Here is a 24,152-nt window from a genome sequence, read left to right on the forward strand (position 1 = left end):
CAATTCTCTTCGCCGCCTCAGCGGTTGTTGGCCGCCGCGATCAGGCGGGTGGCGAAATAGCCAAGCCCGGCGCCGAGCACGAGCCAAAAGGGCGAGCCCCAGCTCACGATCATCAGCAGAACCGCCGCGATGAGCAGGCACAGGATGAACGACAGCAGCCGCTGCTCACCCGGCTCGAATGCCACCTTTCCCTTTGCCGCGCGCACGAGGGGCGCAGCCAGCGGCTCTTCGGCGTGTGGCGTCAGAAATCCGGCGACCAGCCCGAACAGAAATGCCAGCATCGGTCTCTCCCCTGAGTTATCGGCGCTCGGGGCGCATCATGACGGGCTGGCGGCGTGGATCAAGTGCTATGGCCAAGCCCGGCGCAGGCTTGTATTCGCCGGTTCATGAGCAAATCGAGCCCCGACAGCCTGACGATCCGCCAGCCCGACGACTGGCACCTGCACCTGCGCGACGGCGCCATGCTGCAGGCCGTGGCCCCCGAAAGCGCCCGCCATTTCGGCCGGGCGATCATCATGCCCAACCTCGTGCCCCCCGTGGTGACGGGCGATGACGCGAGCGCCTACCGCGACCGCATCCTCGCCGCCCTGCCGGAGGGCAGCCGCTTTCAGCCCCTGATGACGCTCTACCTGACGGAGGCGACCGACCCCGAGGATGTCGCCCGCGCCCATGCCGCCGGCATCGCGACGGCGGTGAAGCTCTACCCCGCCGGCGCCACCACCAACTCCGCCTCAGGCGTCCGTGACATCGACAAGGTCCGCCCGGTGCTGGAGCGGATGGCCGAGATCGGCATGCCGCTGTGCATCCACGGCGAGGTGACCGACCCCAGCATCGACATCTTCGACCGCGAGGCAGTCTTCATCGACAAGGTGCTGAAGCCCCTTCGCAAGAAGATCCCCGATCTGAAGATCGTCATGGAGCATGTCACCACCCAGACGGCGGTGGATTACGTGCGCGACGCCAAGAAGAACCTCGCGGCGACCATCACCACGCATCACCTGATCATCAACCGCAATGCCATCCTCGCCGGCGGCATCCGCCCGCATTACTACTGCCTGCCGGTCGCCAAGCGTGAGAGCCACCGGCTGGCGCTGGTCGAGGCCGCCGTATCCGGCGACCCGCGCTTCTTCCTCGGCACCGACAGCGCCCCGCACAGCGACCCGGCCAAGCTGCAGCCCTGCGGCTGCGCCGGCATCTTCACGGCGCCGGTCACGCTCTCCTGCCTCGCCGAGGTGTTCGCCACGGTGAAGAAGCTCGACAAGCTCGAGGCCTTCGCCTCGCTCAACGGGCCGCGCTATTACGGGCTGCCGCCGAACGAGGCGCGCGTCACCCTGCGCCGCGGCGCCCCCCTCACCCTGCCGGAGCGCATCGAGACGGGCGACGGCCCGGTCACCCTGTTCGACCCCGGCTTTCCCCTGCACTGGCATGTCGAGACGGAGGCCTGAATGATCCCCGCGAGTTTCCCCCCCAAGGACGAGATCGCCCGTCTTACCGCCGGCATGCTGCTGGATATCGGCGCGGTCAATTTCAACGCCGAAGAGCCGTTCACCCTCGCCTCCGGCAAGCAGGCGCCCACATACGTGAACTGCCGGCAGATCGTCTCCTTCCCCCGCGCCCGCTCGCTCATCATGGATTTCATGGCGATGACGATCATGCGCGAGGCCGGTGCCGAGGCCTTCCACAATATCGCCGGCGGCGAGACAGCGGGCATCCCCTTCTCGGCCTTCGTGGCCGAGCGGCTGGCGCTACCGATGACCTACGTGCGCAAGAAGCCCAAGGGCTACGGCCTGAACGCCCGGATCGAAGGCGTGATGGACCCGAGCCAGAACGTGCTGCTGGTCGAGGATCTCACCACCGACGGCGGCAGCAAGCTCTCCTTCGTCGACGCGATCCGCCAGACGGGCGCGAGCTGCAACTGGACGGCGGTGATCTTCTACTACGGCATCTTCGAGGGCGTGACAGAGGCGCTGGCCGCGCATGACATCCGCCTCATCCACCTGACCACCTGGTGGGATGTCCTCGCCGTCGCCCGCGAGCGCGGCACCTTCGAGGCCTCGACGCTGACGGAAGTCGAACGCTTCCTGCGCGACCCGCGCGGCTGGCAGGCAGCCCGGGCGTAAGCTTTGCGGCGGCGGTGGATGCTCCCGCCGCCTCTCAATCAATTGTTAAGCAGGCGCGCTCCCCGCACAGCACACCCCCCGCATGGGGTAGTGCCTCTCGCCTGACACCACCAAATATGCTAGGATGAGAGTTATCCACATCCTATTCACGTCTTATACATTTTGCCCTTCCGGCCCGCCCCGCGTTAAAAGATCACTCACCGCCGGGCGCGAGGCAGACAATCAGCGCGAAGGGTGGAATCGGGGGCAGCGATGAATGAAGTGACGGCAGTCCGTCCGCAGGCAGGCGCCGAGGACAGCGAAGAGAGCGTTCCGCATTCCATCGAGGCGGAGCGGCATGTCCTCGGCGCCATACTCACGAACAACGCGCTGCATGACGGCATCTCGACCATCCTGAAGCCGGAGCATTTCTACGAGCCGGTGCATGGCCGCATCTACGACATCGCCGGCCAGCGAATCGGCCGCGGCGCCCTCGCCTCGCCTGTCACGCTGAAGGCGTTCCTGGAGGAAGACGAAGGCCTCAAGCTGCTCGGCGGGGCACGTTACCTCGTGCAGCTCGCCGGCAGCGCCATCTCCTCCTTCGCGGCGCGCGATTACGCCCAGATGATCTACGACATGGCCCTGCGCCGCGAGCTCATCGCGCTGGGGCAGGACATCTCGGCCAAGGCCGGCAAGGTCGAGATCTCGTCCGAGCCCACCGAGCAGATCGTCGAGGCTGAAGCGGCGCTCTACCGCCTCGCCGAACAGGGGGGGACGGAGCAGGGCTTCAAATCTTTCCTGCGCTCCGCGACGGAAGCCGTTCAGGTCGCCGCCGCCGCCTATCAGCGTGACGGCGGCCTCGCCGGCATCTCCACCGGGCTCGTCGATCTCGACCGGAAGCTCGGCGGTCTGCACAAATCCGACCTTCTGATCCTCGCCGGCCGCCCGGCCATGGGGAAGACCTCGCTGGCGGTGAACATCGCCTTCAACGTCGCGAAAGCCTACCGCAAGGGCATCCTGCCCGACGGCACCGAAGGCGCGGTCGACGGCGGCGTCGTCGGCCTGTTCTCTCTCGAGATGGCGGCCGACCAGCTCGCCGCCCGTATCCTCTCCGACGCGGCCGAGGTGCCGAGCGAGCTGATCCGCAAGGGCGAGCTGAATGAGGTGGAGTTCCGCCGCTTCGTCGATGCCGCCAAGGATTTCGAGGCGGCGCCGCTCTTCATCGACGACACGCCCGCCATCACCATCGCCCAGCTCTCGGCCCGCGCCCGGCGGCTGAAGCGAACGCACGGGCTCGACGTCATCATCGTCGACTACCTTCAGCTACTCAGCGGCGGCGGAAAGAGCGAGAGCCGCGTCAACGAGATCTCCGAGATCACGCGGGGGCTGAAAGCCATCGCCAAGGAGCTCCACATCCCGGTCATCGCGCTCTCCCAGCTCTCGCGCCAGGTCGAAAGCCGCGAGGACAAGCGCCCGCAGCTCAGCGACCTTCGCGAATCCGGCTCGATCGAGCAGGACGCCGACGTCGTGATGTTCGTCTTCCGCGAGGAATATTACAAAGAGCGCGAGAAGCCGTCCGAGACCGAGCTCGAAAAGATGGCCGCCTGGCAGGACACGATGTCCCGCATTCACGGCAAGGCCGAGCTGATCATCGGCAAGCAGCGCCACGGCCCCGTCGGTACGGTCGAGCTCAGCTTCGACGGCCGCTTCACCCGCTTCGGCAACCTCGCCAAGGAATGGCAGAACGACGGCGGCGAGATCGGCTTCCAGTAAGCGCCCTCCCTTCCCTCGCTTTTCTTCAAATATCCCGGGGGGAGGCCGCAGGCCGGGGGGCTGGCCCCCCTGCCTCACCCGATCCAGAAGAGCGACAGCACCGGCAGCGCGAAGAGCAGAACCACCCGCGTCAGATCCGCCGTCAGAAACGGCACCATCGCCCGCCAGGTCTGGGTCAGCGGCACCGACGGGTCGAGCCGGTTGATGATGAACAGGTTCAACCCCACCGGCGGCGTGATCAGCCCGATCTCCACCACCGAGAGGGTGAGGATGCCGAACCAGACGGCCAGGCTGTCGGCGTCCATCCCGAAATCGAGCTGCAGGAGCAGTGGCCAGAAAACCGGGATGGTGAGCAGGATCATCGAGAGCGAATCCATCACGCAGCCGAGAAGCAGATAGAGCACCAAGATAAGCGCCAGCACCACCAGCGGCGCCAGGTCGGAGCTGCCGACTGCTCCGGCCAGATGTTGCGGCAGCCGGGCGAGCGCAAGGAAGCCGTTGTAAAAGCCCGCGCCGAAAATGATGAAATAGATCATCGCACTGGCTGCCGCCGTCTCCGCCAGCGCCGCACCGACATTGGCCCAGCTCAGCCGGCCCGAGGCGAGCGCGAAGAGCCCGGTGAGGATCGCCCCCACCGCCGCGGCTTCCGTCGGCGTGAAGAGGCCGCCGTAGATGCCGCCCACCACCAGCACGAAGAGCAGGCCCACCTGCCAGAGCTGCCCGAGGGCCCCGAGACGCTCCGCCCAGGAGCGGCGAGGAAGCACGCCCTCGCCCCCGCGGATCGAGGCGCGCGCCGCGCCCATGTAGAGCGCCGCCGCGATCAGCCCCGGCACCAGCGCGGCGAGGAAGAGATCGCCCACATTCGCCTCGGTCAGCATCGCGTAGATCACCAGGATCACCGAGGGCGGGATCAGAATGCCGAGCGTGCCGCCCGCCGCCAGCGCCGCCGTCGACAGCCCGCCGGGATAGCCGTGCCGCCGCAGCTCAGGCAGCGCGATCCGCCCCATCGTCGCCGCCGTCGCAAGTGACGAGCCGCAGATGGCGCCGAAGCCGGCCGAAGCGCCGATGGCCGCCATCGCCAGCCCGCCGCGCCGGTGGCCGAGGAAGGCAGCGGCACCGTCGAAAAGACTGCGCGACAGGCCCGAGAGCGCCGCGAACTGCCCCATGAGCAGGAACATCGGCACCACGGTGAGGTTGTAATTGGCGAAGGTCGAATAGCTCTCGCTCTTCAGCCGGGCCAGCGCGATGGAGGGGCTGCCCGTCGCGATCCAGAGGCCGGCAAAGCCGCAGGCCGACATGGCGAACCCGATCGGCAGGCGCAGGAAGATAAGTGCCAGTAGCACAGGCAGCGACAGATAGCCGAGCGCCAGGTCGCTCACGCCGCCGCCTTCCGGCCAATCCCAAGCCCAAGTGCCAGTTTCAGCCAGGACAGCGCCGCGCCCATCACCGCCAGCACGAAGCAGGCCGCATAGGGCCACCAGAGCGGGATGGCGAAGATGAAGCTCGTCTGGCCGTTGCGCATCTTGTCGCCCGTGCCCACGCCCAGCCGCCAGGCGATGATCGTCAGGGCCAGCGCCATCAGCAGCGCCCAGCCCCGGTCGAGCCAGTGCCGCCCGCCGAAGCGTTCGGTGAACACCTCCACCCGTGCATGCACCATGGTCAGATCGGCCAGCGGCAGGAAGGCGAACACACAGATCGCCGCGCCCATCTCCACCAGCTCGTAATCGCCTCTGATCTGGCCGAAGCGACCGAGCCAGGCAGCCAGCCCCTCCGGCAACCAGGCAGCGCCGGAGAGCGAGCCGAGGCCCCGGCCGGTGACCGAGACGCAGATGAGCAGGCCAAGGGCGACGAGCAGCGCCCCCCCGGCCAGCGCCATGCCGCGCGCCAGTCGCTCGGCCAGGGCCGCCATCATTGCGTGCCGGCTTCCTCGGCGATCAGGCGCTGCGCATCGGCCAGAAGGCCGGTGCCATCGCGGCCCGCATCGTCCATCTGCGCGACCCATTCCGCGATGACGGGCGCCGCGGCCTCGTGCCAGGCCCCCAGCTCGTCGCCCGAGACGGTGTAGATGTCGTTGCCCTCTTCCACCGCCAGCGCGCGGCCCGGCGCGTCGAGCGCCAGCTGCGTGGCCCCCGCCTCGCCGGAGAAATCGACGCCGGAATGCGCGTCGATCACGGCTTTCAGGTCATCGGGCAGCGCGTCGTAGCTGTCCTGGTTCATCGCGAAGAGGAAGGCGGCGGTGTAGAGATAGGGCCCCTCGAACTCGGTGTGATTATCGATCAGCTCGGCGACATGGATCGAGGTCGTCACCTCCCAGGGGATCACCGCCCCGTCGATCACCCCGCGCTGCAGCGCTTCGGGCACGGCGGGCACAGGCATACCCACGGCATTGGCGCCGAGCGACGAGAGCAGCGTCGTCACTGTACGCGTCGGCGCCCGCAGGTTCATGCCCGCCAGATCGCCGGGCTCATGCACCGGCGCGTTGGCGTGGATCGCCCCCGGCCCGTGCACCCAGAGGCCCAGCACTTTCATGCCGGCCAGCTCGCTGTCGAAGAGGTCACGCTCTTCGGCCAGCCGCCAGAGCGCACGGCTCGCCGGGCCGGCATCGGTGACGAGGAACGGCAGCTCCATCACCTCCAGCGAGGGGAAGCGCCCGGGCGTGTAGCCGGGCAGAACCCAGATCACATCGGCGATCCCGTCCTGCACCTGGTCCACCAGCTCGGGCGGGGTGCCGCCGAGCTGCATCGAGGGATAGTGCTCCACCGCGATGCGGCCATCGGATTCGGCCTCGATGGCCTCGATCCAGGGCGTCAGGATGTTGGCGGGCACCGCCGAGGTTTCCGGCAGGAACTGGTGCAGCCGCAGGGTTACCTCCTGCGCGGCGGCGCCGGTGGCGAAGAGCGCCAACGCGGTGCTCGCGGCGAGGGTCTTGATGGAAAAGCTCATGTCTCGTTCCTCCCGAATGATAGGTCAGGCCGGCGGCAGAATGGCGGTGCGCAGCGGCGTCAGCCCCTCGATCTCGGCCTCCAGCACATCGCCGGGGCTCACCGCTGCCACACCCGCGGGCGTGCCTGTCATGATGAGGTCGCCGGCGGCCAGCGTGTAGAGCCCGCCCAGATGCGCGATCAGCGAGGGCACATCCCACACCATGTCCGACAGCGGCGCCGACTGCCGCGTCTCGCCATTCACCTTCAGTGCGATATGGCTGCCGGCCAGCGGCCCGGGCGTGACGGTGCCGAGGATGGCCGAGCCCTCGAAATCTTTCGCCGTGGACCAGGGCCGGCGGCCGGATTTCGCGATGTCCTGCAGATCGCGCCGCGTCATATCCAGCCCGACGGCATGGCCGAAGATCTCGCCGCCCTCCCCCAGGGCCACGACAAGCTCGACCTCGTGATGCAGGTTCTCTGTGCCCGGCGGGTAAACCATGTCGGCCCCGTCGCTGAGCACGCCATGCGGCGACTTGGTGAAATAGAATGGCGCCTCGCGGTCGACCTCGTTGCCCATCTCGGCGGCATGGGCGGCGTAATTGCGCCCGACGCAGAAGATCCGGCGCAGGGGAAAGCGGGAGTCCGAGCCCTCGATGGGCAGGCTCACCGGCTCTGGCGGAGCAAAGACGTAAGACATGCCGGTCTCCTTTGGCCATCGGTCATTTGCTCTTACGCCAAGCCCAAAAACTTTGCCACAGGACTTGCCCAACACATTCCGAAACTGTAATGTGTTCTTCAGCACAGACGGTCAGGAACCATCCTCCTGATTCTGGAGCAGATCTGCGTAACGAGTATCCTGAGTTTGGGCGGGGCCTTCGGGCCTCGCCTCACCTACGTCTCCATCCGCCGCCTGATGCGACGGATCGCCAGATAGACCACCCCCACCACGACAGGCACCAGTGCAGCCATCAGCAGCGGCTTCGGCACATCTGCCGCTTCTGCCGCCGGCGCGGCGAGATAGCTCGCGAGCCCCAGCGCGTAGTAAGAGATGGCGACGACGGAGAGCCCCTCGACCGTGTGCTGCAGCCGCAGGGCCAGATCAGACCGCCTGTCCATCGATTCCAGCAGGCGCTGATTCTGCGCCGAACGCTCCACATCCACGCGGGTGCGCAGCAGCTCGGCCGCCCTGCCCGCCCGTGCCGCCATGGCATCGAGCCTTGCTGCGGCGCTGGCCGCGGTGCGCACGGCAGGGTCGAACCGGCGCGTCATGAAATCGCCGAAGCTCTGGCGCCCGCCAAGCCGCTCCTCGCGCAAAGCCGCGATGCGCTCATGCACGATGGCGGCATAAGCGGCGGTGGCGCCGAAGCGGAAGGAGGAAGCTGCGATCAGCCGCTCCAGCTCGGCCGAGACCATGAGCAACGCGCCCAGCGTCTCCTCCGGCGAAAGTGTACCACCCATCTCGGCGACAAGCTCGCTGAGCTGCGTCTCTACCGCGCCCATCTCGCCCTCCATCCGCCGGGCGCGGGTGAGGCCGAGCATGGCGATGGCCTTGTAGGTTTCGATCTCGCAGAGCTGTTGCAGGATGCGCCCGATCCGGCGTGGCGAACAGCTCTCGGCCGAGAACAGGGCAAAGCGCATATGCCCGGCGGAATCGAAGCGGAAATCGCCGGCGATCACCAGCTCCCCCTCCTGCACCCGCGCGATGGCCACGCTTTGCGGCACGAACCAATCCTCGGCATTGGCGAGGATCTCGGCCTCGTCCTGCATGGGCAGAATTGTGAGAATCGCCGAGGTCAGCCGCGGGGCCGGAGCGTGCGACAGCCATTTCGGCGGAAACATCTCGAACGCCTCGGGCGCGAAGGGCCGGGCCGGCAGGCCGGGGAGGATGAGCGTGTAGGTGACGAACTCGGTGTGGCATTCCCACTTCAGCGTGGCGCGCCCGAGCTGGCAGGAATGATGCGTGGCCCCCGGCGGCGGATGCGGCGCGCCGAAATGGTCGAGCAGCTCCAGCAGGTAATCCCAATCGGCGGCGCGGTCGCGCCCCGCGGCATTCTCTGTTGGCTTAAGTGCCAGATAAACAGCCTGCCCGGGCGAGGCGGCCGTGGGAAAGGGCCGCGCATGCAGCTCGGCCGCCAGGGCGGCGCGGCGGGGATGATCTTGAAGGGGCAAAGCATTGGGCATGCGCGGCAGGCTAGGCGCCCGCCGCGCATGGCACAAGAAAATTCTGCGCTAACTCAATCGGTTAGCGGCATACCTTGGTATGCCGCCGCCGTACTCAGATGACATGCACGCCCAGCGGGGGGAAGCCGTTGAAGCAGACCGACGAGTAGGTCGTCGTGTAGGCGCCGGAGTTGCGGATCAGCACCTTGTCGCCCGACTGCAGGCCCATCGGCAGCATGACCGGGCGCTTTTCATAAAGCACGTCGGCGCTGTCGCAGGACGGGCCGGCGAGGATGCAGGGGCCCATGGCCTCGCCATCCTTCTCGGTCAGGAACTGGTAGCGGATCGCCTCGCCTTCCGTTTCGGCCAGGCCCGAGAAGCGGCCGATCGAGAGGTAGACCCAGCGGTGCATGTCGCGCTCGGATTTGCGCGACACCAGCATGACCTCGGCCACGATGACACCGGCCTCGGCAACCATGCCGCGGCCCGGCTCGGCCATCACGCGCGGCACGCCGGGGAAGAACTCCTCGATCTGCTCCATGACGCCGGCGGCATAGGCGGCGGGGGCCTCGATGCTTTCGCCATAGAAGGCCGGGAAGCCACCGCCGATGTTGAGCAGCGTCAGCTCGTGGCCACGGGCTTTCGCCTCTTCCCAGGTGCGGGCGAAGACCTTGAGCACCGGGCCCCACATCTCGGCCTTGCGGGTCTGGCTGCCCACGTGGAACGAGAAGCCGGTCGGCACGAGGCCGAGATCGCGGGCGGTGTCGAGCAGTTCCAGCGCCATGTCATGGTCGCAGCCGAACTTACGGGAGAGCGGCCAGTCGCCGGGCGACATCTCGACGATGAGCCGGATGTAGACCTGCGCGCCGGGGGCGTTTTCGGCAATCTTCTCCAGCTCTTCGGCGCTGTCGGCGGCGAATAGGGTGATGCCGTGCTCATGCGCCCAGGCGATGTCGCGGGCCCGCTTGATCGTGTTGCCGAAGGAGATCTGGTGCGGCTTGGCGCCGAGCGACAGGCACAGCTCGACTTCGCCCTTCGAGGCGGCGTCGAAATGGCTGCCGAGCGAGATCAGCCGCTCCAGCACTTCGCGCTGGGGGTTGGCCTTGACGGCATAGTGGATATCGGCGCGGCCGAGGCCGGCCTTCAGCCCACGGTACTGCTCTTCGACACGGTCGATGTCGAGGATCAGCGTGGGATGCTCGCACTCGTACTCAGCCGCGAAGGCTTCCAGACGATTGGAGACATCAAAGGAAGGCGCAACAGCGCCTGCGACATGCATGTTCATCGGGCATCTCCGACAGACGGGGGCTAGACCCCCAGGTTCCAAAGGAGACGTTACCGTCGCTGCATAAACGCGTGCTTGGAGTGGCTCCGGGCGTCCCGGGGTCCAGTCGTGGCCAGAGGCGCGTGCGTTGGCGTCCTGAGCGCGCATTTGGGGCAGTTGTGGATTCGGATCAAGAGGGAATTTGGGGTGGGGGCATTTTTCTGTGGCGGGGCCTTTGGCTGAGGCCCCGGGGGGCTGTCTGCCCCCCGACCCCCCCGAGGATTTTTCAGAGCAAAGACAGGGGGATGAGGGCTAGCCGTGTTCGGCTGAGATCAGTGTGGCGGCGGTTGCGAATGGGGTGGCGGGGAGTTGCGGATTGGGCGGGCGGCGGCGCATATGGGGCATGGCCCGCGTGATCCTCCTCAACAAGCCGTTCGGCGTTCTCTCGCAATTCACCGACGCGAAGAGCCCCTCGCCCCGGCCGACACTGTCGGCCTTCGTCGATGTGCCCGGCGTCTACCCGGCGGGTCGGCTCGATCGCGACAGCGAAGGGCTGTTGGTGCTGACGGATGACGGGCGGTTGCAGGCGCGGCTGGCCTCGCCGAAGCACAAGACGCCGAAGACCTACCTCGCGCAGGTGGAGGGAGCGCCAGAGGAGGCCGACCTGGAGCCGCTCCGCCGGGGCGTCACCCTGAAGGACGGGCCCTGCCGCCCTGCCCCGTGCCAGCTGATCGACCCGCCCGACCTGTGGGAGCGCGACCCTCCGGTTCGATTTCGCAAGTCGGTGCCCGACCGCTGGCTGCAGATAGAGCTGACAGAGGGGCGCAACCGGCAGGTGCGCCGCATGTGCGCCGCCATCGGCTTCCCGGTGCTGCGGCTGGTACGCTGGCGCCTGGGCGACTGGAGCGTAGAGGGTCTCGCGCCGGGAGAATGGCGACAGGTCTGAGCGGCGCCCTAGCTTTCGGAATCGGGGTCGGCCTTGCCGACCCCGCGGAAGATGGCCTTCAGCGGCAGCGCCCAGACCACGCCGAGGGCGATGTAGATCAGCAGCTCCAGCCAGATGGGCGGGCGGGGGATGGTGCTCATGATCAGCACCGCCACCATGATGTAACCCGGCAGCCCGATCACCAGGATCAGCAGCGACAGCCGGCGCCGGGCTTTGTACGACAGCGCCATCAGTCTGCGAAGGGATCGGTGACGAGGATCGTGTCTTCCCGCTCCGGCGAGGTGGAAACGAGCGCCACCGGGCAGCCGATCAGCTCTTCGATGCGGCGGACATACTTGATCGCCTGCCCCGGCAGATCGGCCCAGCTGCGGGCGCCGGCCGTGCTTTCCGCCCAGCCCGGCATCTCTTCATAGAGAGGGGTGCAGCGGGCCTGCTGATCGGCGGCGGTGGGCAGGTAATCCAGTTGCTGACCGTCAAGCTCGTAGCCTGTGCAGATGCGCAGCGTCTCGAAGCCGTCGAGCACGTCGAGCTTGGTCAGCGCGATGCCCGAGACGCCGGAGGTCGCGCAGGTCTGGCGCAGCAGGCAGGCGTCGAACCAGCCGCAGCGGCGCTTGCGCCCGGTGGTGGTGCCGAACTCATGGCCCCGCTCGCCCAGGCGCTGGCCGTCGTCATCGTGAAGCTCGGTGGGGAACGGCCCCTCGCCGACGCGGGTGGTGTAGGCCTTGGTGATGCCGAGCACGAAATCGATCGAGCCGGGGCCGATGCCCGTGCCCGTCGCCGCCTGCCCTGCGATGACGTTGGAGCTGGTCACATAAGGATAGGTGCCGAAGTCGATATCCAGCAGCGCCCCCTGCGCGCCCTCGAAGAGGATGCGTTTGCCGGCGCGGCGCGCCTCGGTCATGACCTTCCAGACCGGCTTGGCATAGGGCAGGATCTTCGGCGCCAGCTCGCGCAGCATCTCCAGCAGCGCCTCGCGATCTACCGGCTCCATGCCGAGGCCCGAGCGCAGCGCATTGTGGTGCACCAGCGCGCGGTCGACCCGCAGCTCCAGCGTGGCGGCATCGCCGAGATCGGCGACGCGGATCACGCGTCGGCCCACCTTGTCTTCATAGGCGGGGCCGATGCCGCGGCCAGTGGTGCCGATCTTGGCGACAGAATTCTGGTTCTCGCGCGCCCGGTCGAGCTCGCCATGCAGCGGCAGGATCAGCGGCGTGTTCTCGGCGATCATCAGCGTCTCGGGGGAGATCTCCACCCCCTGCGCGCGGATGGCGGCGATCTCTTCAAGCAGATGCCAGGGGTCGAGCACGACGCCGTTGCCGATGATTGAGAGCTTGCCGCCGCGCACCACGCCCGAGGGCAGCGCATGCAGCTTATAGACCTCGCCGTCGATAACCAGCGTATGCCCGGCGTTGTGGCCTCCCTGGAAGCGGGCGATCACATCTGCCCGCTCGGAAAGCCAATCCACGATCTTACCCTTGCCCTCGTCACCCCATTGGGTGCCGACGACCACCACGTTCGCCATGAGGCGCTCCTTGCCGAGACACAAACAGGGGCGGGTATAGCGCCGGGGTCACGCTGGCTTCAAGGCCGCGCCGGACCGGATGGACAGACAGTCGCGGAGCGCACAAAAGGTTCGATAAAATTTTAACGACCTGTGAGGCAGACACATGGCGATCCACTTCTTCACCCGGTGGGGGTTTGCAGGGCTCCTCATCGCGCTGACCTATAACCCCACCCCGTTCAATTACCTCGCCTGGTTCGGGCGCAATCACCTTGACCAATTGCCGCTGGCGGCGGTTCTGGGCGTGATGCTGGCCGCCGGCTACGTGGTGTCGCTGCGCGCGACGCTGCGGGCGCTGGGGCTGTTCGGCGTGATGATCGTGCTGTTCTTCGTGGGTGCGCTCGTCTGGCTGGGGCTCGATTACGGCATCCTGCATGTCGACACCAAGGACGGCGCGAGCTGGCTGGCGATCTTCACGGCCTCGCTGGTGCTGGGTACCGGGCTGTCATGGTCGATCATCCGCCGGCAGCTTTCTGGCCAGGTCGACGTGCTCGGCGAGGACTGAGCGCCGGGCCAGCTGCCGCCCCCCTGCCCGCCTTGGCTATAAGGCCCGGGCGGAGCGCGCCATGCCGGCGCAAAAGCCCCGCTTGTCCCTCCGGCACCCCGGAAGCGCTGCCTTCATGCTTGCGCTCTGGGTTTGCCGGTTCTAGATACCCCCCGTTGCACCGGGAGCCCCCATGGAAACCGTCGTTCTTATCGTTGACCTGCTCATCGCCCTCAGTTTGATCGGCGTCGTGCTGCTGCAGCGCTCCGAAGGGGGCGGCCTTGGCATGGGCGGCGGCGGTGGCGGCGGAGTCATGACCGGCCGCGCCGCGGCGGATGTGCTGGGCAAGGTCACCTGGGGCCTCGGCACCGCGTTCTTCGTTTGCACGCTGGCGCTGACGATCATCTCGGCCAACAACTCTGCCGGCGTCTCGGTGGTCGACCGGATTCAGCCGGTGGGCAGCTCCGGCGCCAACACGCCCGATCTCGGCACCTCGCTGCTGCCGCCCTCTGCCGAAGAGAGCGGCCCCGTTGTGCCCAATGCCGAAGACACCGACGCCGGCGTGCCGAACGCCACCACCGACGGCTTCGCGCTGCCGGAAGCGGGCGCGGCGCCGGAGAGTGACCTGGTTCTGCCGCAGGCCGATGAGTCCGCCGTAGAAGAGGTGCCCGAGGCCACCGCACCGGTGACCCAAGACACAAGCGCCCCGGCAGCGGCGGATGATGCCGCCGAGCCCGAGGCCGCCGCTCCTGCCGAGGACGACGCCCCCGCGGCGCCGGCCGGCAACTGACGAACCGCCGGGCGGCCTCGTGCCGCCCGAAGGTAGCGCCCTGCGCTGCCACAAGGGGTTGTCTGCTCTAGAAACTCCGCAACAAAATCTTGCGCACGGTGTGGACAGGGACCGCCGTTGTCGCGTATCATTGAGTCCCGTGATGCTGGGTGCGCAAGCCCCCGGCCTTGAGCTTTGATTTGGCCAGACACGGGGGTTTATCACCAATGGCGCGCTACGTTTTCATCACCGGCGGGGTGGTGTCCTCCCTCGGCAAAGGCCTTGCTTCGGCCGCCCTGGGGGCCCTTCTGCAGGCGCGCGGCTATTCGGTGCGGCTGAGAAAGCTCGACCCCTATCTCAACGTCGACCCGGGCACGATGAGCCCCTTCGAGCATGGCGAGGTCTTCGTCACAGATGACGGCGCCGAGACCGACCTCGACCTGGGCCATTACGAGCGCTTCACCGGCGTCGCGGCACGGCGAACGGATTCGGTATCCTCCGGGCGCATCTATTCGAACGTGCTGGAGAAAGAGCGCCGGGGCGACTACCTCGGCAAGACCATCCAGGTCATTCCGCACGTCACCGACGAGATCAAGGATTTCATCGACATCGGCGGTGATGAGGTCGACTTCATGCTCTGCGAGATCGGCGGCACCGTTGGCGATATCGAGGGCCTGCCTTTCTTCGAGGCGATCCGCCAGTTCAGCCAGGACAAGCCCCGCGGCCAGTGCATTTTCATGCACCTGACCCTCCTGCCCTGGATCAAGACCTCGGGCGAGCTCAAGACCAAGCCGACGCAGCACTCGGTGAAGGAGCTCCGCTCCATCGGTCTCGCCCCCGACATCCTCGTCTGCCGCTCCGAGGGGCCGATCCCGCAGAAAGAGCGGGAGAAGCTCGCGCTCTTCTGCAACGTCCGCCCCGACAGCGTGATCGCGGCGCAGGACCTCTCGACGATCTACGACGCGCCCCTCGCCTATCACCGCGAGGGTCTCGACCAGGCGGTGCTGGATGCCTTCCAGATCTCCCCTGCCCCGCGGCCCGATCTGACGAAGTGGGAAGATGTGAGCGACCGCATCCACCATGCCGAGGGCGTGGTGCGCGTGGCCATCGTTGGCAAGTACACGCAGCTGGAAGACGCCTATAAGTCGATCGCCGAAGCGCTGACCCATGGCGGCATGGCGAACCGGGTGAAGGTAAAGGCCGAGTGGATCGACGCCGAGATCTTCGAGCGCGAAGACCCGGCCCCGCATCTGGAGCGCTTCCACGCCATCCTCGTGCCCGGCGGCTTCGGTGAGCGCGGCACCGAGGGCAAGATCGCCGCCGCGAAGTTCGCTCGCGAGCACAAGGTGCCCTATCTCGGCATCTGCCTTGGCATGCAGATGGCGGTGATCGAGGCCGCCCGGAATGTCGCCGGCGTTGACAAGGCCGGCTCGGAGGAATTCGACCACGAGGCCGGCGTGCGGCGCTTCGAGCCGGTGGTCTATCACCTCAAGGAATGGATCCAGGGCAACCACGCCGTCCGCCGCAAGGTGGATGACGACAAGGGCGGCACGATGCGGCTTGGGGCCTATACGGCGATGCTCTCTGAGGGCTCGAAGGTCGCCGAGGTCTATGGCGAGACCGAGATCGAAGAGCGGCATCGTCACCGCTACGAGGTCGACACCAAATATCGCGAGCAGCTGGAGAAAGCGGGCCTGTGCTTCTCGGGGATGAGCCCGGACGGCCGGCTGCCGGAGATCGTGGAATGGAGCGATCACCCCTGGTTCATCGGCGTCCAGTTCCACCCCGAGCTGAAGTCGAAACCCTTCGACCCGCACCCGCTGTTCGCCAGCTTCGTGCGGGCGGCGCTGGAGACGAGCCGCCTGGTCTGAGGCGGCCGCCCTGGTTGAGAGGTTGGAGGGGGGCTGTCTGCCCCCCGCTGCCTTTGGCAGCCCCCCCGAGGATTTTGCTTGAGCAAAGACAGGCGGGCCGATTGCTGGCCGCGCTCGGCAGAGGTCGAGGGGGCGCGGGCGGCGACGGTGCGGCGGTTTTGCATTCTCATAAGGCAAGGGTTATGAGTGAGGTCGTGGAGGGGCGGCCATGATGATTGCTGACGTCGAAGACTACTTCACCCGGGGCTGCGCGCGCTGTGAGCGGTTCGATACGCCCGAATGTTCCACGCGCCGCTGGATCGGCGGGCTCGAGGTGCTGCGCCGGATCTGCCGGGAGGCGGGGCTGGAGGAGCAGGTGCGGTGGGCGCATCCCTGCTACGCCCATGCCGGGCGCAATATCGTGATCATCGGGGCGCTGAAGGAGTATTTCAGCCTGGGCTTCTTCGAGCCGGCGCTGATGAAAGACCCCGTGGGGGTGATGGTGCGGCAGGGGCCGAATACGAAGCACCCCAATATCATCAAGTTCACGGATGAGGATGGGCCGGCGCGGCTAGAGCCGGTGATCAGCAACTATCTGGCAGAAGCGATAAGCTATGCCGAAGCCGGGATCCGGGCGCCGAAGGAGGAGGAGGCGCTGGAGTTGCCGGAAGAACTGGTGGAGGCGCTGGACAGTGACAGCGAGCTTGCCGAGGCCTTTCACGCTCTGACACCGGGCCGGCAGAAAAGCTACGTGATTGCCCTCTCCTCCGCCAAGAAGGCGGAGACGCGGTTGGCCCGGGTAGAGAAATTTCGCGAGAAGATCATCGCGGGCAAGGGCGCGATGGAACGCTAGGGCCGCCCGCTGGCGGCCCCGCGGGAGCCGTGGCTCAGTAGATGTAGCGGATCTGGTCGGCCCAGTAGCGCTCGACCCGGCGCAGCGACATGGTGATGTTGTCGAGGCCTTCGAGATCGATCACACCGCGGCCGGTGAGACCTTCGGCATGGGCGGCGAAGAGCTTGGTGACGATGTCGCGCACCTCGCGGCCCTTCTCCGTCAGGCGAACGCGGACAGAGCGGCGGTCGATCTCGCAGCGCTGGTGATGCATGTAGCCCATCTCGACCAGCTTCTTGAGGTTGTACGAGACGTTCGAGCCCTGGTAATAGCCGCGGCTCTTCAGTTCGCCGGCCGTCACCTCGTTGTCGCCGATGTTGAACAGCAAGAGGGCCTGAACGGCATTGAGCTCAAGCATGCCGAGGCGTTCGAACTCATCCTTGATGACATCGAGCAGAAGGCGGTGAAGCCGTTCGACCAGCGTCAGCGCTTCAAGGTAGCTTTGCATGAAGCCCGCGTTAACACCGAGCTCAGAGTCGTCTTCAATCGCAGAGTGCAGGCTCATCGGGGCTTCTCCATTCAGCGGGTTTTGATCCTAACTTGGCGACAATTGCTCAAGATGTGGTTTAAAACCCAGTCGGAATGTGTCTGAAAAGGGGCAATTGGGGGGAAATGTCGGGGCGGGCGGCCAGCTAGGCCGGACGGGTGACACCCTGAGCCCCCTTGCGAATAAGGGTTAATACGCCTTCAAGCTCTGCCGGCGCCCCGTTGTCAGTACTTATCCAACGGTAAATGTCATGGTCGGATTCATTAAGCAGGCGCTCGTAATCGTCGAGGCGTGAATCACTCAGGGCCGGCAGTTCGGTCGCGGCGAAATTGCCTAAGATCAGGTCCATCTCGCGGATACCCCGGCGGATCGAGCGCATGTGCAGACGGCGCAGCCTGGTCTCGCGGGTCTCTCCGGCCGGGGGCGGTGTCTCGATCATGGTTTAGCTCGTGCTGCTGCGCAGGCGCTTTTCCAGCCGGCCGAGGCGGGCGAGCGTTGCCGTCATCTCGGCGCGGATCTTGCGCAGCTCGGTCAGCTCATGCCCACGCTCGGCTGTATCGGCCTCTGTCGGGGCTTCAGGCCCGTCGCCGACACCCGTGAGCATCCACGAAAGCGAGACGCCGAGCATGCCGGCAAGCATCTGCAGGCGGTTGGCGCGCGGCTCTGCCCGGTCATCCTCCCAGCGTTCGATCGTCGAGGCCTTCACGCCGAGGCGCGATGCCAGCTCTTTCTGGCCAAGGCCGGCGGCCTCGCGGGCACCGGCGATGCGGTCACCGAGTGTGGCACTGTCTTCGCTGTACCAGCCGTCATCGGGCGTCATGTGGGGCTCCTCCTTGCCGGGTCTCCTGCCCCGGCTTATGACAGCCGCGCCCCTTCGTTGCCAGCCCGGAGCCGACATGCCGCCTTTCCTCGCCGACACCCTCGCCCGCGTGAAGCCCTCGCCGACCATCGCGGTCACCACCAAGGCGGCGGAGCTGAAGGCCGCCGGGCGTGACGTGATCGGCCTCGGCGCCGGTGAGCCGGATTTCGACACGCCGGCCAATATCAAGGCCGCGGGCATCCGCGCCATCGAGGAAGGGCGGACGAAGTACACCCCCGTCGATGGCATCCCCGAGCTGAAGAAGGCCATCTGCGCCAAGTTCGAGCGAGAGAACGGGCTGCGCTATGAGCCGGCGCAGGTAACGGTGGGCACTGGCGGCAAGCAGGTGCTCTACAACGCTTTCATGGCGACGCTGAACCCCGGCGACGAGGTAATCATCCCCGCGCCCTACTGGGTCAGCTATCCCGACATGGTGCTGCTGGCGGGCGGCGAGCCTGTCGTGGTGCCCGCCTCGATGGAGACGGGCTTCAAGATCACCGCCGAGCAGCTCGAGGCGGCGATCACGCCCAAGACCAAGTGGTTCCTCTTCAACTCGCCGTCGAACCCGACCGGCGCGGGCTACAGCCGTGACGAGCTTAGGGCGCTGACGGACGTGCTGATGAAGCACCCGCATGTCTGGGTGATGACCGACGATATGTACGAGCATCTGACCTTTGGGGACTTCACCTTCTGCACCCCGGCAGAGGTCGAGCCCGGGCTCTACGAGCGCACGCTCACCGTCAACGGCGTCTCCAAGGCCTATGCGATGACCGGCTGGCGGATCGGCTATGCGGCGGGACCGAAGGAGCTGATCGGCGCCATGCGCAAGATCCAGAGCCAGAGCACGTCGAACCCCTGCTCGATCAGCCAATGGGCTGCGATCGAGGCGCTGAATGGCCCGCAGGATTTCATCGGCCCCAACCGGGCGCTGTTCGAGCGGCGGCGCGATCTGGTGGTCGCCGGCCTCAACGCCTCCCCCGGCATCACCTGCCCGGTGCCGGAGGGGGCCTTTTACGTCTACCCCGACATCTCAGGCTGCATCGGCAAGACCTCGGCCGCCGGAACGGCGATCACCGATGACGAGGCCTTCGCCACGGCGCTGCTGGAGGAGGAGAACGTCGCCGTCGTCTTCGGCGCCGCCTTCGGGCTTTCTCCGAACTTCCGCGTCAGCTACGCTACTTCCGACGCCGCGCTGACCGAGGCCTGCGCGCGCATCAAGCGGTTCTGCGAGGGGCTGAGCTAGGGGGGCCGGATGGCCGACAGGATCACCGCCAACCTGCCGGCCATCGACATGGCCGAGACTGAGGCGTTCTACGCCACCCTCGGCTTCGAGCCGCCCTACCGCTCGGATGGCTGGATGATCCTCACCCGGGGCCCGCTGGAGCTGGAGTTCTTCCATGCGCCCGGCCTCAAGCCAGCGGAGAGCTGGCACTCCGCCTGCATCCGGGTGGACGATCTGGACGGGCTCTACGCGGCCTTCACCGAGGCCGGCCTCTCGGATAACCCCCGCGCCATCCCCCGCCTCACCCCGCCGGGGCGCGACCCCGACCCGGAGGTGCCGCGCCTGTTCTTCCTCGTCGATCTGAACGGCAGCCTGCTGCGTTGTCTGGAAAACGGATGACCGACCTTCCCAAATTCTTCTACCGCATCCGCGAGAACGGCGCCGCCGTCTTCCTCGTCGAGACCGAGAACCGTGACCGGCGGCTGGAGCTGAACCAGATCGCCGTGGCGAACTGGAAGAACGGCGAGATCAAGCCGCATGGCGGCCATGAGCTGACGCCCGAAGAGAGCGCCGAGATCGGGGCCTGGATCGAAGAGCGGCGCAAGTTGCTGACACGGCGCGAGCTGGATGACATTCACCGCGCCATCGACCACATGAACCTCACTGCCCAATGGGTTCAGGCCCGCGCCACCCCCGAAGAGCTGGAGGAGGTGACGGACACGCTCCTCCTCGCCATGCACGACCTGCGCACCATCCTCGTGCGCCGCAAGGCCGAGCGGCTGGCCGAGGCGCCGGCGCAGCCGGTGACGCTCGGCTCAGGTCGCGATGCTGGGGGGGCCGGAGCTGGGCCCGAGGGCGGGGACGGCTGAGATCTTCACCGACTTGCGCCAGAAGCGCACGGTGAAGGCCAGCATCGCGGTCGTCACGCCGAGGAACAGCCCGTACCAAAGCCCCTCCGGCCCCAGCCCCAGCGGGAAAGCCAGCAGATAGGCGCCCGGCAGGCCGACGACCCAATAGCAGATCGTCGCGATGATCATGGGCACCCGCATGTCCTGCACGCCGCGCAGCAGGCCGAGCATGGTCGCCTGCCCGCCATCGCCGAACTGGAAGAGCGCGGCGATCAGCAGAAGCGGCGCGCCGATGGCGATGATGGCCGGGCGCTCGGGGTCGTTCGGGTCAATGAACAGCCCGACCAGCGGCTCTGACCAGATGAGGAAGCTGCCCACAACGAGAAAGCCGAAGAGCACGGCGATGGCTTGGGCGGTGATGGCCGTGCGGCGCAGGCCCAGCTCATCGCCGCGCCCCACATACGCGCCCGCGCGCACCGTGCCCGCTTGGCTCATGCCGACGTGGAACATGAAGAGCAGCGCCGTCAGCTGCATGGCGATGCCATGGGCGGCCAGCTCGATCTCGCCGATCCAGCCCATCATGACGGACGAGCCGGTGAACATCGCCGTCTCGGCCAGCGAGGTCAGGCCGATCGGCATGCCAAGGCGGAAGGCATCGCGCAGCGCCTCCCAGTCCGGCTTCCAGAACCGCACGAAGAGCTCGAACTGCGGCGCCTTGCGCACCGCATAGATGGCGGCGGCGGCGGCCATGGCGATTTCCAGCGTGACCGAGGCGATGGCGGCGCCGCGGATGCCCAGCTCGGGGGCGCCCAGATTGCCGAAGATCAGCGCGTAGTTGATCACGGCGTTCAGGCCGACGCCGAAGATGGTGATCCAGAGCTGGATCGCCGTCATCTCCAGCGCGCCCAGAAAGCCGCGCAGCGAGGTGGCGAAGAGCGTGCCAAAGAGGCCGAAGCAGGCGATGCGCAGATAGACCTGCGATTGCTCGGCGACATCCGCCGGCTGCCCGATGGCGAGCAGGATCGGCTCGGAGAACCACAGCGGCGGCAGGGCGAGCAGGCCGTAGCCCAGCGACAGCCACATCGCCATGCGCGTGAAGCGCCGCGCCCGCACCTCGTCGCCCCGCGCCGCGGCCGAGGCCACCACGGGCGCCACGGCGGTGCCGAAGCCGGCGCCGAGGATGAAGAGCGTGAACCAGAACGACGTGGCGATGGTCGAGGCCGCCAGAGCGGTGACCGAATACCACCCAAGCATGATGGTATCGGTCATGTGGATGAGAAATCCGGCGACGGATGCCCCAACAAGAGGCAGACCGATGCGCATAAGTGCAATTGCATCGGTACGGAAGCTTGACCTGAAGGCGCTCATGGCGCTCCTCTAGGCAGAGTTGCCTGCCCCGTCCAGAGGCCCCGATGAGTGCACCCAGCCATGCCGCGACCCAGGATGCCGATACGGCAGGCAGCGTTGCCTCAGCCGCCCCGCTCGGTGACGACTTTGTCGCAGCTACGCGGGAGTTTCTGGCCCGGCTCGATGCCAACAATGACCGCGACTGGTTCAAGGCCCACAAGGCCGAATACGACGCCCGGCTGAAGGCCCCGGCGGAGGCGCTGCTGGAAGAGATGCGCGCGCCTCTCCTCGGCCTTACGGGCCACGAGGCGACGCCCAAACTCTACCGCCCGCAGCGCGATGTGCGCTTCTCGCGTGACAAGCGGCCCTACAACACGCATCTGCATATGTCCTGGGCGCTCACCGCCGGCGGGGCCAGCGAGCCGGTCTGCTTCTTCGGCATCGGGCTCGATGACGTCACCGTCGGGCTCGGCACGATGAGCTTCGACAAGGAACAGCTCGGTCGCTGGCGCGCCCTGCTCGGCAGCGACGCCGCGCGCATGCAGTCACTGGCCGATCGGGCCGAGGCGGCGGGCTTCGCCTTTGGCGAGAGCGAATTGAAGCGCGTGCCGGCGCCTTACGACCCGGATCACCCGATGGCGCGGTTCCTGAAGATGAAATCCTGCGTCGCCAGCCGCGAGCTGGGCGGTAACGGCCCGCTGGTGCCCCGGCTGACCGAGGCCTTCCGTGAGGGCCTGCCAGTGCTGGAGCTGCTGCACCCGGTGCTCTAGGGCCCTACTCCGCCGCTTCGCTTTCTCGCACCGCGCCGGCCACCGGCGCCGCATCCGGTTCGATTGCGCGGATCCAGCCTTGCGGGCTGTCGCGGAAGAGCTCCGGGCTGGCGGGTACGAAGGCGTCGGCTTCCTCGGTGGCGCAATAGCGCGTCACCACCGCCTGACCGGGGCGGCAGTCGATGAGGTTGAAATCGTTGGGCTCTCCGCGCTTGCGCGTCGACAGGCCGGTGCCCGCCTGGATGAACAGCAGCGCCAGCCCGTCCGGCATCTCGAAGGTCTCTGCCTTCCAGGTGTGCAGGTGGCCCGTCAGCACGATATCGGCGCCGGCGTCGGAAAAGGCGCGCGCCGCCTTGACGGCCCCCGCCATAGGCGCCTTGTCGGAGCCGGGCGGATGCACGATCGGGTGGTGCATCACGATGACCTTCAGCGTGTCTTCGGGCAGGCTGCTGAGCCGCCCCACGACCTTATCGAGCCGCTCCGAATCCATCCGGCCCGCCTGATGCACCTTCGGGTCGACCGAGTTGACGCCGATGACGGCGACATCGCCGATGCGGGTCTGCGGCTCCTTGTCGTTGCCGAAATGGGCGCGGTATTTGCGAAACGGGTGCAGCACCCGCAGCAGCACGTTCCACAGCGGCACGTCATGGTTGCCCGGCACCACGAGCTTTGGCGCTTCCAACCGGTCGAGCAGCTTGGCGGCGGCGGCGAATTCGCGGTTGCGGGCGCGCTGCGAGAGGTCGCCGGAGACGGCGACGAGGTCGGGCGCCAGGGCGTTGACCTGCTCGACGAGCGGCGTCAGCAGCTCCGGCCGGGCGCGGCCGAAATGCAGGTCGGACATGTGAACGATCCGTGCCATCAGGCTGCTCCCGTCGCCGCCGGTTCTGCGTCTGGCGCGGGGCGCGGGCGCCCGGCCGAGCTGCCCTGCGGCACGACGACCTTCAGCGAATGCTCCAGCAGGCGCATTGTAACGGGCGTCTCGAAATGGAACCGCTCGCCATCGAGCGCCACGACCAGCTTCTTGCGCGAGCCGGCGACGTTCACCTTGATCTCGCGCCCCGAGAGCATGGCGAATTCATGCCCGCGCCGCGCCGCCTTCAGGCCCAGCCAGACGGCGGTGCGCAGCATGGCGAAACGCCCGGTGCTCTCACCGTAATAGAAGGCGAGCTTGCCCGTCTCCGGCAGCTCGGCACCATCGAGGTGGAAGATACGTAGCTGGAAGGGGTTGGAGCCGACGAAGACCATCGGCGTGACGATCCGCTGCTTCTGCCCGTCGAGCTCGACCTCCAGCTTCATGCCGTGGCCGGGCCGCGCGAGGATCTTGAGGACAGACCAATAGGCCGCCACCCGCGAGCGACCCCAGTTCTGGTAGACCGTCTCGCGCGCCCGCAGGATGGCGGGGTACACCCCGAGGCTGGCGTTGTTGAGGAACACCCGCCCGTTGATCTCGCCCACCGGAAAGTCGCGCACATTGCCCTTGGCCAGCGCCGTGACGGCAGCCTCGTCGCCTTCGGGGATATCGAGACCACGGGCAAAAAAGTTGAACGTGCCCATCGGCAGCGGCGCCATGGCGACATCGCTGCCCTTCAGCACATCGGCGATACCGGAGAGTGTGCCATCGCCCCCGGCGGCGAAGACGGTGCCGCGACCGATGTCGCGCGCGGCCTTGGCGGCCTCGCCGATCTCGTCACCCTGAACGGGGCGATACTCCAGCTCGGCACCGAGCTGCTCGGTGAGCATCTTGCGCAGCGCATCGAGCCGCTCGCGATCGCGGCGGCCGGATTTTGCGTTCGCGATCAGCGTGAATGGAGGTTCCATAGGATGCGTGCCTGTCCCCGTAAGATTGGCTTTGCGAAGACAACGCCGGGGCAGAGAGCATCGTTCCGCTTGCCCGGCC

General features: G+C 67.1%; 27 protein-coding genes. 12 read left to right on the forward strand and 15 right to left on the reverse strand.

Annotation, left to right across the window (positions count from 1 at the left end):
* Positions 1-17 precede the first annotated feature (17 nt).
* Positions 18-281, reverse strand: coding sequence for a hypothetical protein (locus ACXN5S_RS04510; RefSeq protein ID WP_458604207.1), 264 nt, complete (start codon positions 279-281; stop codon positions 18-20).
* Between the two features lie 105 nt (positions 282-386).
* On the opposite strand from ACXN5S_RS04510, the gene pyrC reads away from it, so the two are divergent.
* The 3 genes from pyrC to ACXN5S_RS04525 all read left to right on the forward strand — a co-directional run bounded on the left by pyrC (position 387) and on the right by ACXN5S_RS04525 (position 3,872).
* A complete protein-coding gene (pyrC, locus tag ACXN5S_RS04515; protein ID WP_458604208.1) occupies positions 387-1,445 on the forward strand; it encodes a dihydroorotase in 1,059 nt (352 codons plus the stop codon).
* Positions 1,446-2,120 (forward strand): orotate phosphoribosyltransferase, encoded by a 675-nt coding sequence (locus ACXN5S_RS04520; RefSeq protein WP_458604209.1) that lies wholly within the window; start codon positions 1,446-1,448, stop codon positions 2,118-2,120.
* Positions 2,121-2,372: 252 nt separating this feature from the next.
* Positions 2,373-3,872: a replicative DNA helicase gene (locus ACXN5S_RS04525; protein ID WP_458604210.1), complete on the forward strand. Its 1,500-nt coding sequence runs from the start codon at positions 2,373-2,375 to the stop codon at positions 3,870-3,872.
* 74 nt (positions 3,873-3,946) lie between these two features.
* On the opposite strand, the gene ACXN5S_RS04530 is transcribed toward ACXN5S_RS04525, so the two are convergent.
* The 6 genes from ACXN5S_RS04530 to ACXN5S_RS04555 all read right to left on the reverse strand — a co-directional run bounded on the left by ACXN5S_RS04530 (position 3,947) and on the right by ACXN5S_RS04555 (position 10,241).
* Positions 3,947-5,251, reverse strand: coding sequence for a TRAP transporter large permease (locus ACXN5S_RS04530; protein WP_458604211.1), 1,305 nt, complete (start codon positions 5,249-5,251; stop codon positions 3,947-3,949).
* Positions 5,248-5,784 (reverse strand): TRAP transporter small permease, encoded by a 537-nt coding sequence (locus tag ACXN5S_RS04535; RefSeq protein WP_458604212.1) that lies wholly within the window; start codon positions 5,782-5,784, stop codon positions 5,248-5,250. Before ACXN5S_RS04535 ends, ACXN5S_RS04530 begins: the two co-directional genes overlap by 4 nt.
* Entirely contained in the window at positions 5,781-6,815 is a 1,035-nt protein-coding gene (locus ACXN5S_RS04540) for a TRAP transporter substrate-binding protein (protein ID WP_458604213.1), read from the reverse strand. Before ACXN5S_RS04540 ends, ACXN5S_RS04535 begins: the two co-directional genes overlap by 4 nt.
* Positions 6,816-6,839: 24 nt before the next feature.
* Positions 6,840-7,493, reverse strand: coding sequence for a fumarylacetoacetate hydrolase family protein (locus ACXN5S_RS04545; RefSeq protein ID WP_458604214.1), 654 nt, complete (start codon positions 7,491-7,493; stop codon positions 6,840-6,842).
* Positions 7,494-7,687: 194 nt separating this feature from the next.
* Positions 7,688-8,977, reverse strand: coding sequence for a DUF3422 family protein (locus ACXN5S_RS04550; protein WP_458604215.1), 1,290 nt, complete (start codon positions 8,975-8,977; stop codon positions 7,688-7,690).
* Between the two features lie 94 nt (positions 8,978-9,071).
* Positions 9,072-10,241, reverse strand: coding sequence for a type III PLP-dependent enzyme (locus tag ACXN5S_RS04555; protein WP_458604216.1), 1,170 nt, complete (start codon positions 10,239-10,241; stop codon positions 9,072-9,074).
* Between the two features lie 382 nt (positions 10,242-10,623).
* Between ACXN5S_RS04555 and ACXN5S_RS04560 the strand changes: the two genes are divergently transcribed.
* The gene (locus tag ACXN5S_RS04560; protein WP_458604217.1) at positions 10,624-11,166 is read left to right on the forward strand and encodes a pseudouridine synthase; all 543 of its coding nucleotides are present in this window, start codon (positions 10,624-10,626) and stop codon (positions 11,164-11,166) included.
* A gap of 8 nt (positions 11,167-11,174) precedes the next feature.
* Here the strand turns inward: ACXN5S_RS04560 and ACXN5S_RS04565 are convergent, their stop codons facing one another.
* Together ACXN5S_RS04565 and ACXN5S_RS04570 are read right to left on the reverse strand one after the other, a co-directional pair.
* Positions 11,175-11,396, reverse strand: a complete 222-nt coding sequence (locus ACXN5S_RS04565) for a DUF2842 domain-containing protein (protein ID WP_458604218.1) — start codon at positions 11,394-11,396, stop codon at positions 11,175-11,177.
* Positions 11,396-12,688: an adenylosuccinate synthase gene (locus tag ACXN5S_RS04570; protein WP_458604219.1), complete on the reverse strand. Its 1,293-nt coding sequence runs from the start codon at positions 12,686-12,688 to the stop codon at positions 11,396-11,398. Before ACXN5S_RS04570 ends, ACXN5S_RS04565 begins: the two co-directional genes overlap by 1 nt.
* Positions 12,689-12,833: 145 nt before the next feature.
* Here ACXN5S_RS04570 and ACXN5S_RS04575 point away from each other — a divergent pair, with 145 nt between their 5' ends.
* From ACXN5S_RS04575 to ACXN5S_RS04590, 4 genes are all read left to right on the forward strand, one after another.
* Positions 12,834-13,232 carry a DUF6524 family protein gene (locus tag ACXN5S_RS04575; RefSeq protein WP_458604220.1) on the forward strand — a complete coding sequence of 133 codons (399 nt, stop codon included), beginning with the start codon at positions 12,834-12,836 and terminating at the stop codon, positions 13,230-13,232.
* Positions 13,233-13,404: 172 nt separating this feature from the next.
* Positions 13,405-14,001: a preprotein translocase subunit SecG gene (secG, locus tag ACXN5S_RS04580; protein ID WP_458604221.1), complete on the forward strand. Its 597-nt coding sequence runs from the start codon at positions 13,405-13,407 to the stop codon at positions 13,999-14,001.
* A 206-nt stretch (positions 14,002-14,207) separates the two neighbouring features.
* Complete coding sequence (locus ACXN5S_RS04585; RefSeq protein ID WP_458604222.1) at positions 14,208-15,851, forward strand: CTP synthase; 1,644 nt, start codon at positions 14,208-14,210, stop codon at positions 15,849-15,851.
* 208 nt (positions 15,852-16,059) lie between these two features.
* Positions 16,060-16,683 (forward strand): YdeI/OmpD-associated family protein, encoded by a 624-nt coding sequence (locus ACXN5S_RS04590; protein ID WP_458604223.1) that lies wholly within the window; start codon positions 16,060-16,062, stop codon positions 16,681-16,683.
* A 34-nt stretch (positions 16,684-16,717) separates the two neighbouring features.
* On the opposite strand, the gene ACXN5S_RS04595 is transcribed toward ACXN5S_RS04590, so the two are convergent.
* The 3 genes from ACXN5S_RS04595 to ACXN5S_RS04605 form a co-directional block, all read right to left on the reverse strand.
* Positions 16,718-17,227 carry a MarR family winged helix-turn-helix transcriptional regulator gene (locus tag ACXN5S_RS04595; RefSeq protein ID WP_458604224.1) on the reverse strand — a complete coding sequence of 170 codons (510 nt, stop codon included), beginning with the start codon at positions 17,225-17,227 and terminating at the stop codon, positions 16,718-16,720.
* Positions 17,228-17,354: 127 nt separating this feature from the next.
* Complete coding sequence (locus tag ACXN5S_RS04600) at positions 17,355-17,648, reverse strand: succinate dehydrogenase assembly factor 2 (protein ID WP_458604225.1); 294 nt, start codon at positions 17,646-17,648, stop codon at positions 17,355-17,357.
* Between the two features lie 3 nt (positions 17,649-17,651).
* The gene (locus ACXN5S_RS04605) at positions 17,652-18,029 is read right to left on the reverse strand and encodes a helix-turn-helix domain-containing protein (protein ID WP_458604226.1); all 378 of its coding nucleotides are present in this window, start codon (positions 18,027-18,029) and stop codon (positions 17,652-17,654) included.
* Positions 18,030-18,105: 76 nt separating this feature from the next.
* Between ACXN5S_RS04605 and ACXN5S_RS04610 the strand changes: the two genes are divergently transcribed.
* The 3 genes from ACXN5S_RS04610 to ACXN5S_RS04620 are packed head-to-tail and all read left to right on the forward strand — an operon-like array spanning position 18,106 to position 20,159.
* A complete protein-coding gene (locus tag ACXN5S_RS04610; RefSeq protein WP_458604227.1) occupies positions 18,106-19,311 on the forward strand; it encodes a pyridoxal phosphate-dependent aminotransferase in 1,206 nt (401 codons plus the stop codon).
* Positions 19,312-19,320: 9 nt separating this feature from the next.
* Positions 19,321-19,689 carry a bleomycin resistance protein gene (locus ACXN5S_RS04615; protein ID WP_458604228.1) on the forward strand — a complete coding sequence of 123 codons (369 nt, stop codon included), beginning with the start codon at positions 19,321-19,323 and terminating at the stop codon, positions 19,687-19,689.
* On the forward strand, positions 19,686-20,159 hold the full coding sequence (locus tag ACXN5S_RS04620; protein ID WP_458604229.1) for a hypothetical protein: 474 nt from the start codon (positions 19,686-19,688) through the stop codon (positions 20,157-20,159). The genes ACXN5S_RS04615 and ACXN5S_RS04620 overlap by 4 nt, the downstream gene beginning before the upstream one ends.
* Here ACXN5S_RS04620 and ACXN5S_RS04625 read toward each other — a convergent pair.
* On the reverse strand, positions 20,106-21,407 hold the full coding sequence (locus tag ACXN5S_RS04625) for an MATE family efflux transporter (RefSeq protein WP_458604230.1): 1,302 nt from the start codon (positions 21,405-21,407) through the stop codon (positions 20,106-20,108). The two genes, ACXN5S_RS04620 and ACXN5S_RS04625, sit on opposite strands and share 54 nt — an antisense overlap.
* Positions 21,408-21,550: 143 nt before the next feature.
* Here ACXN5S_RS04625 and ACXN5S_RS04630 point away from each other — a divergent pair, with 143 nt between their 5' ends.
* A complete protein-coding gene (locus ACXN5S_RS04630; protein WP_458604231.1) occupies positions 21,551-22,255 on the forward strand; it encodes a TIGR02453 family protein in 705 nt (234 codons plus the stop codon).
* A 4-nt stretch (positions 22,256-22,259) separates the two neighbouring features.
* Here the strand turns inward: ACXN5S_RS04630 and ACXN5S_RS04635 are convergent, their stop codons facing one another.
* Both ACXN5S_RS04635 and ACXN5S_RS04640 read right to left on the reverse strand, forming a co-directional pair.
* Positions 22,260-23,114, reverse strand: coding sequence for a metallophosphoesterase family protein (locus ACXN5S_RS04635; protein WP_458604232.1), 855 nt, complete (start codon positions 23,112-23,114; stop codon positions 22,260-22,262).
* The gene (locus ACXN5S_RS04640; protein ID WP_458604233.1) at positions 23,114-24,073 is read right to left on the reverse strand and encodes a diacylglycerol/lipid kinase family protein; all 960 of its coding nucleotides are present in this window, start codon (positions 24,071-24,073) and stop codon (positions 23,114-23,116) included. Before ACXN5S_RS04640 ends, ACXN5S_RS04635 begins: the two co-directional genes overlap by 1 nt.
* Positions 24,074-24,152: the final 79 nt, after the last annotated feature.

It is taken from the genome of Pseudoroseicyclus sp. H15 (assembly GCF_054353345.1).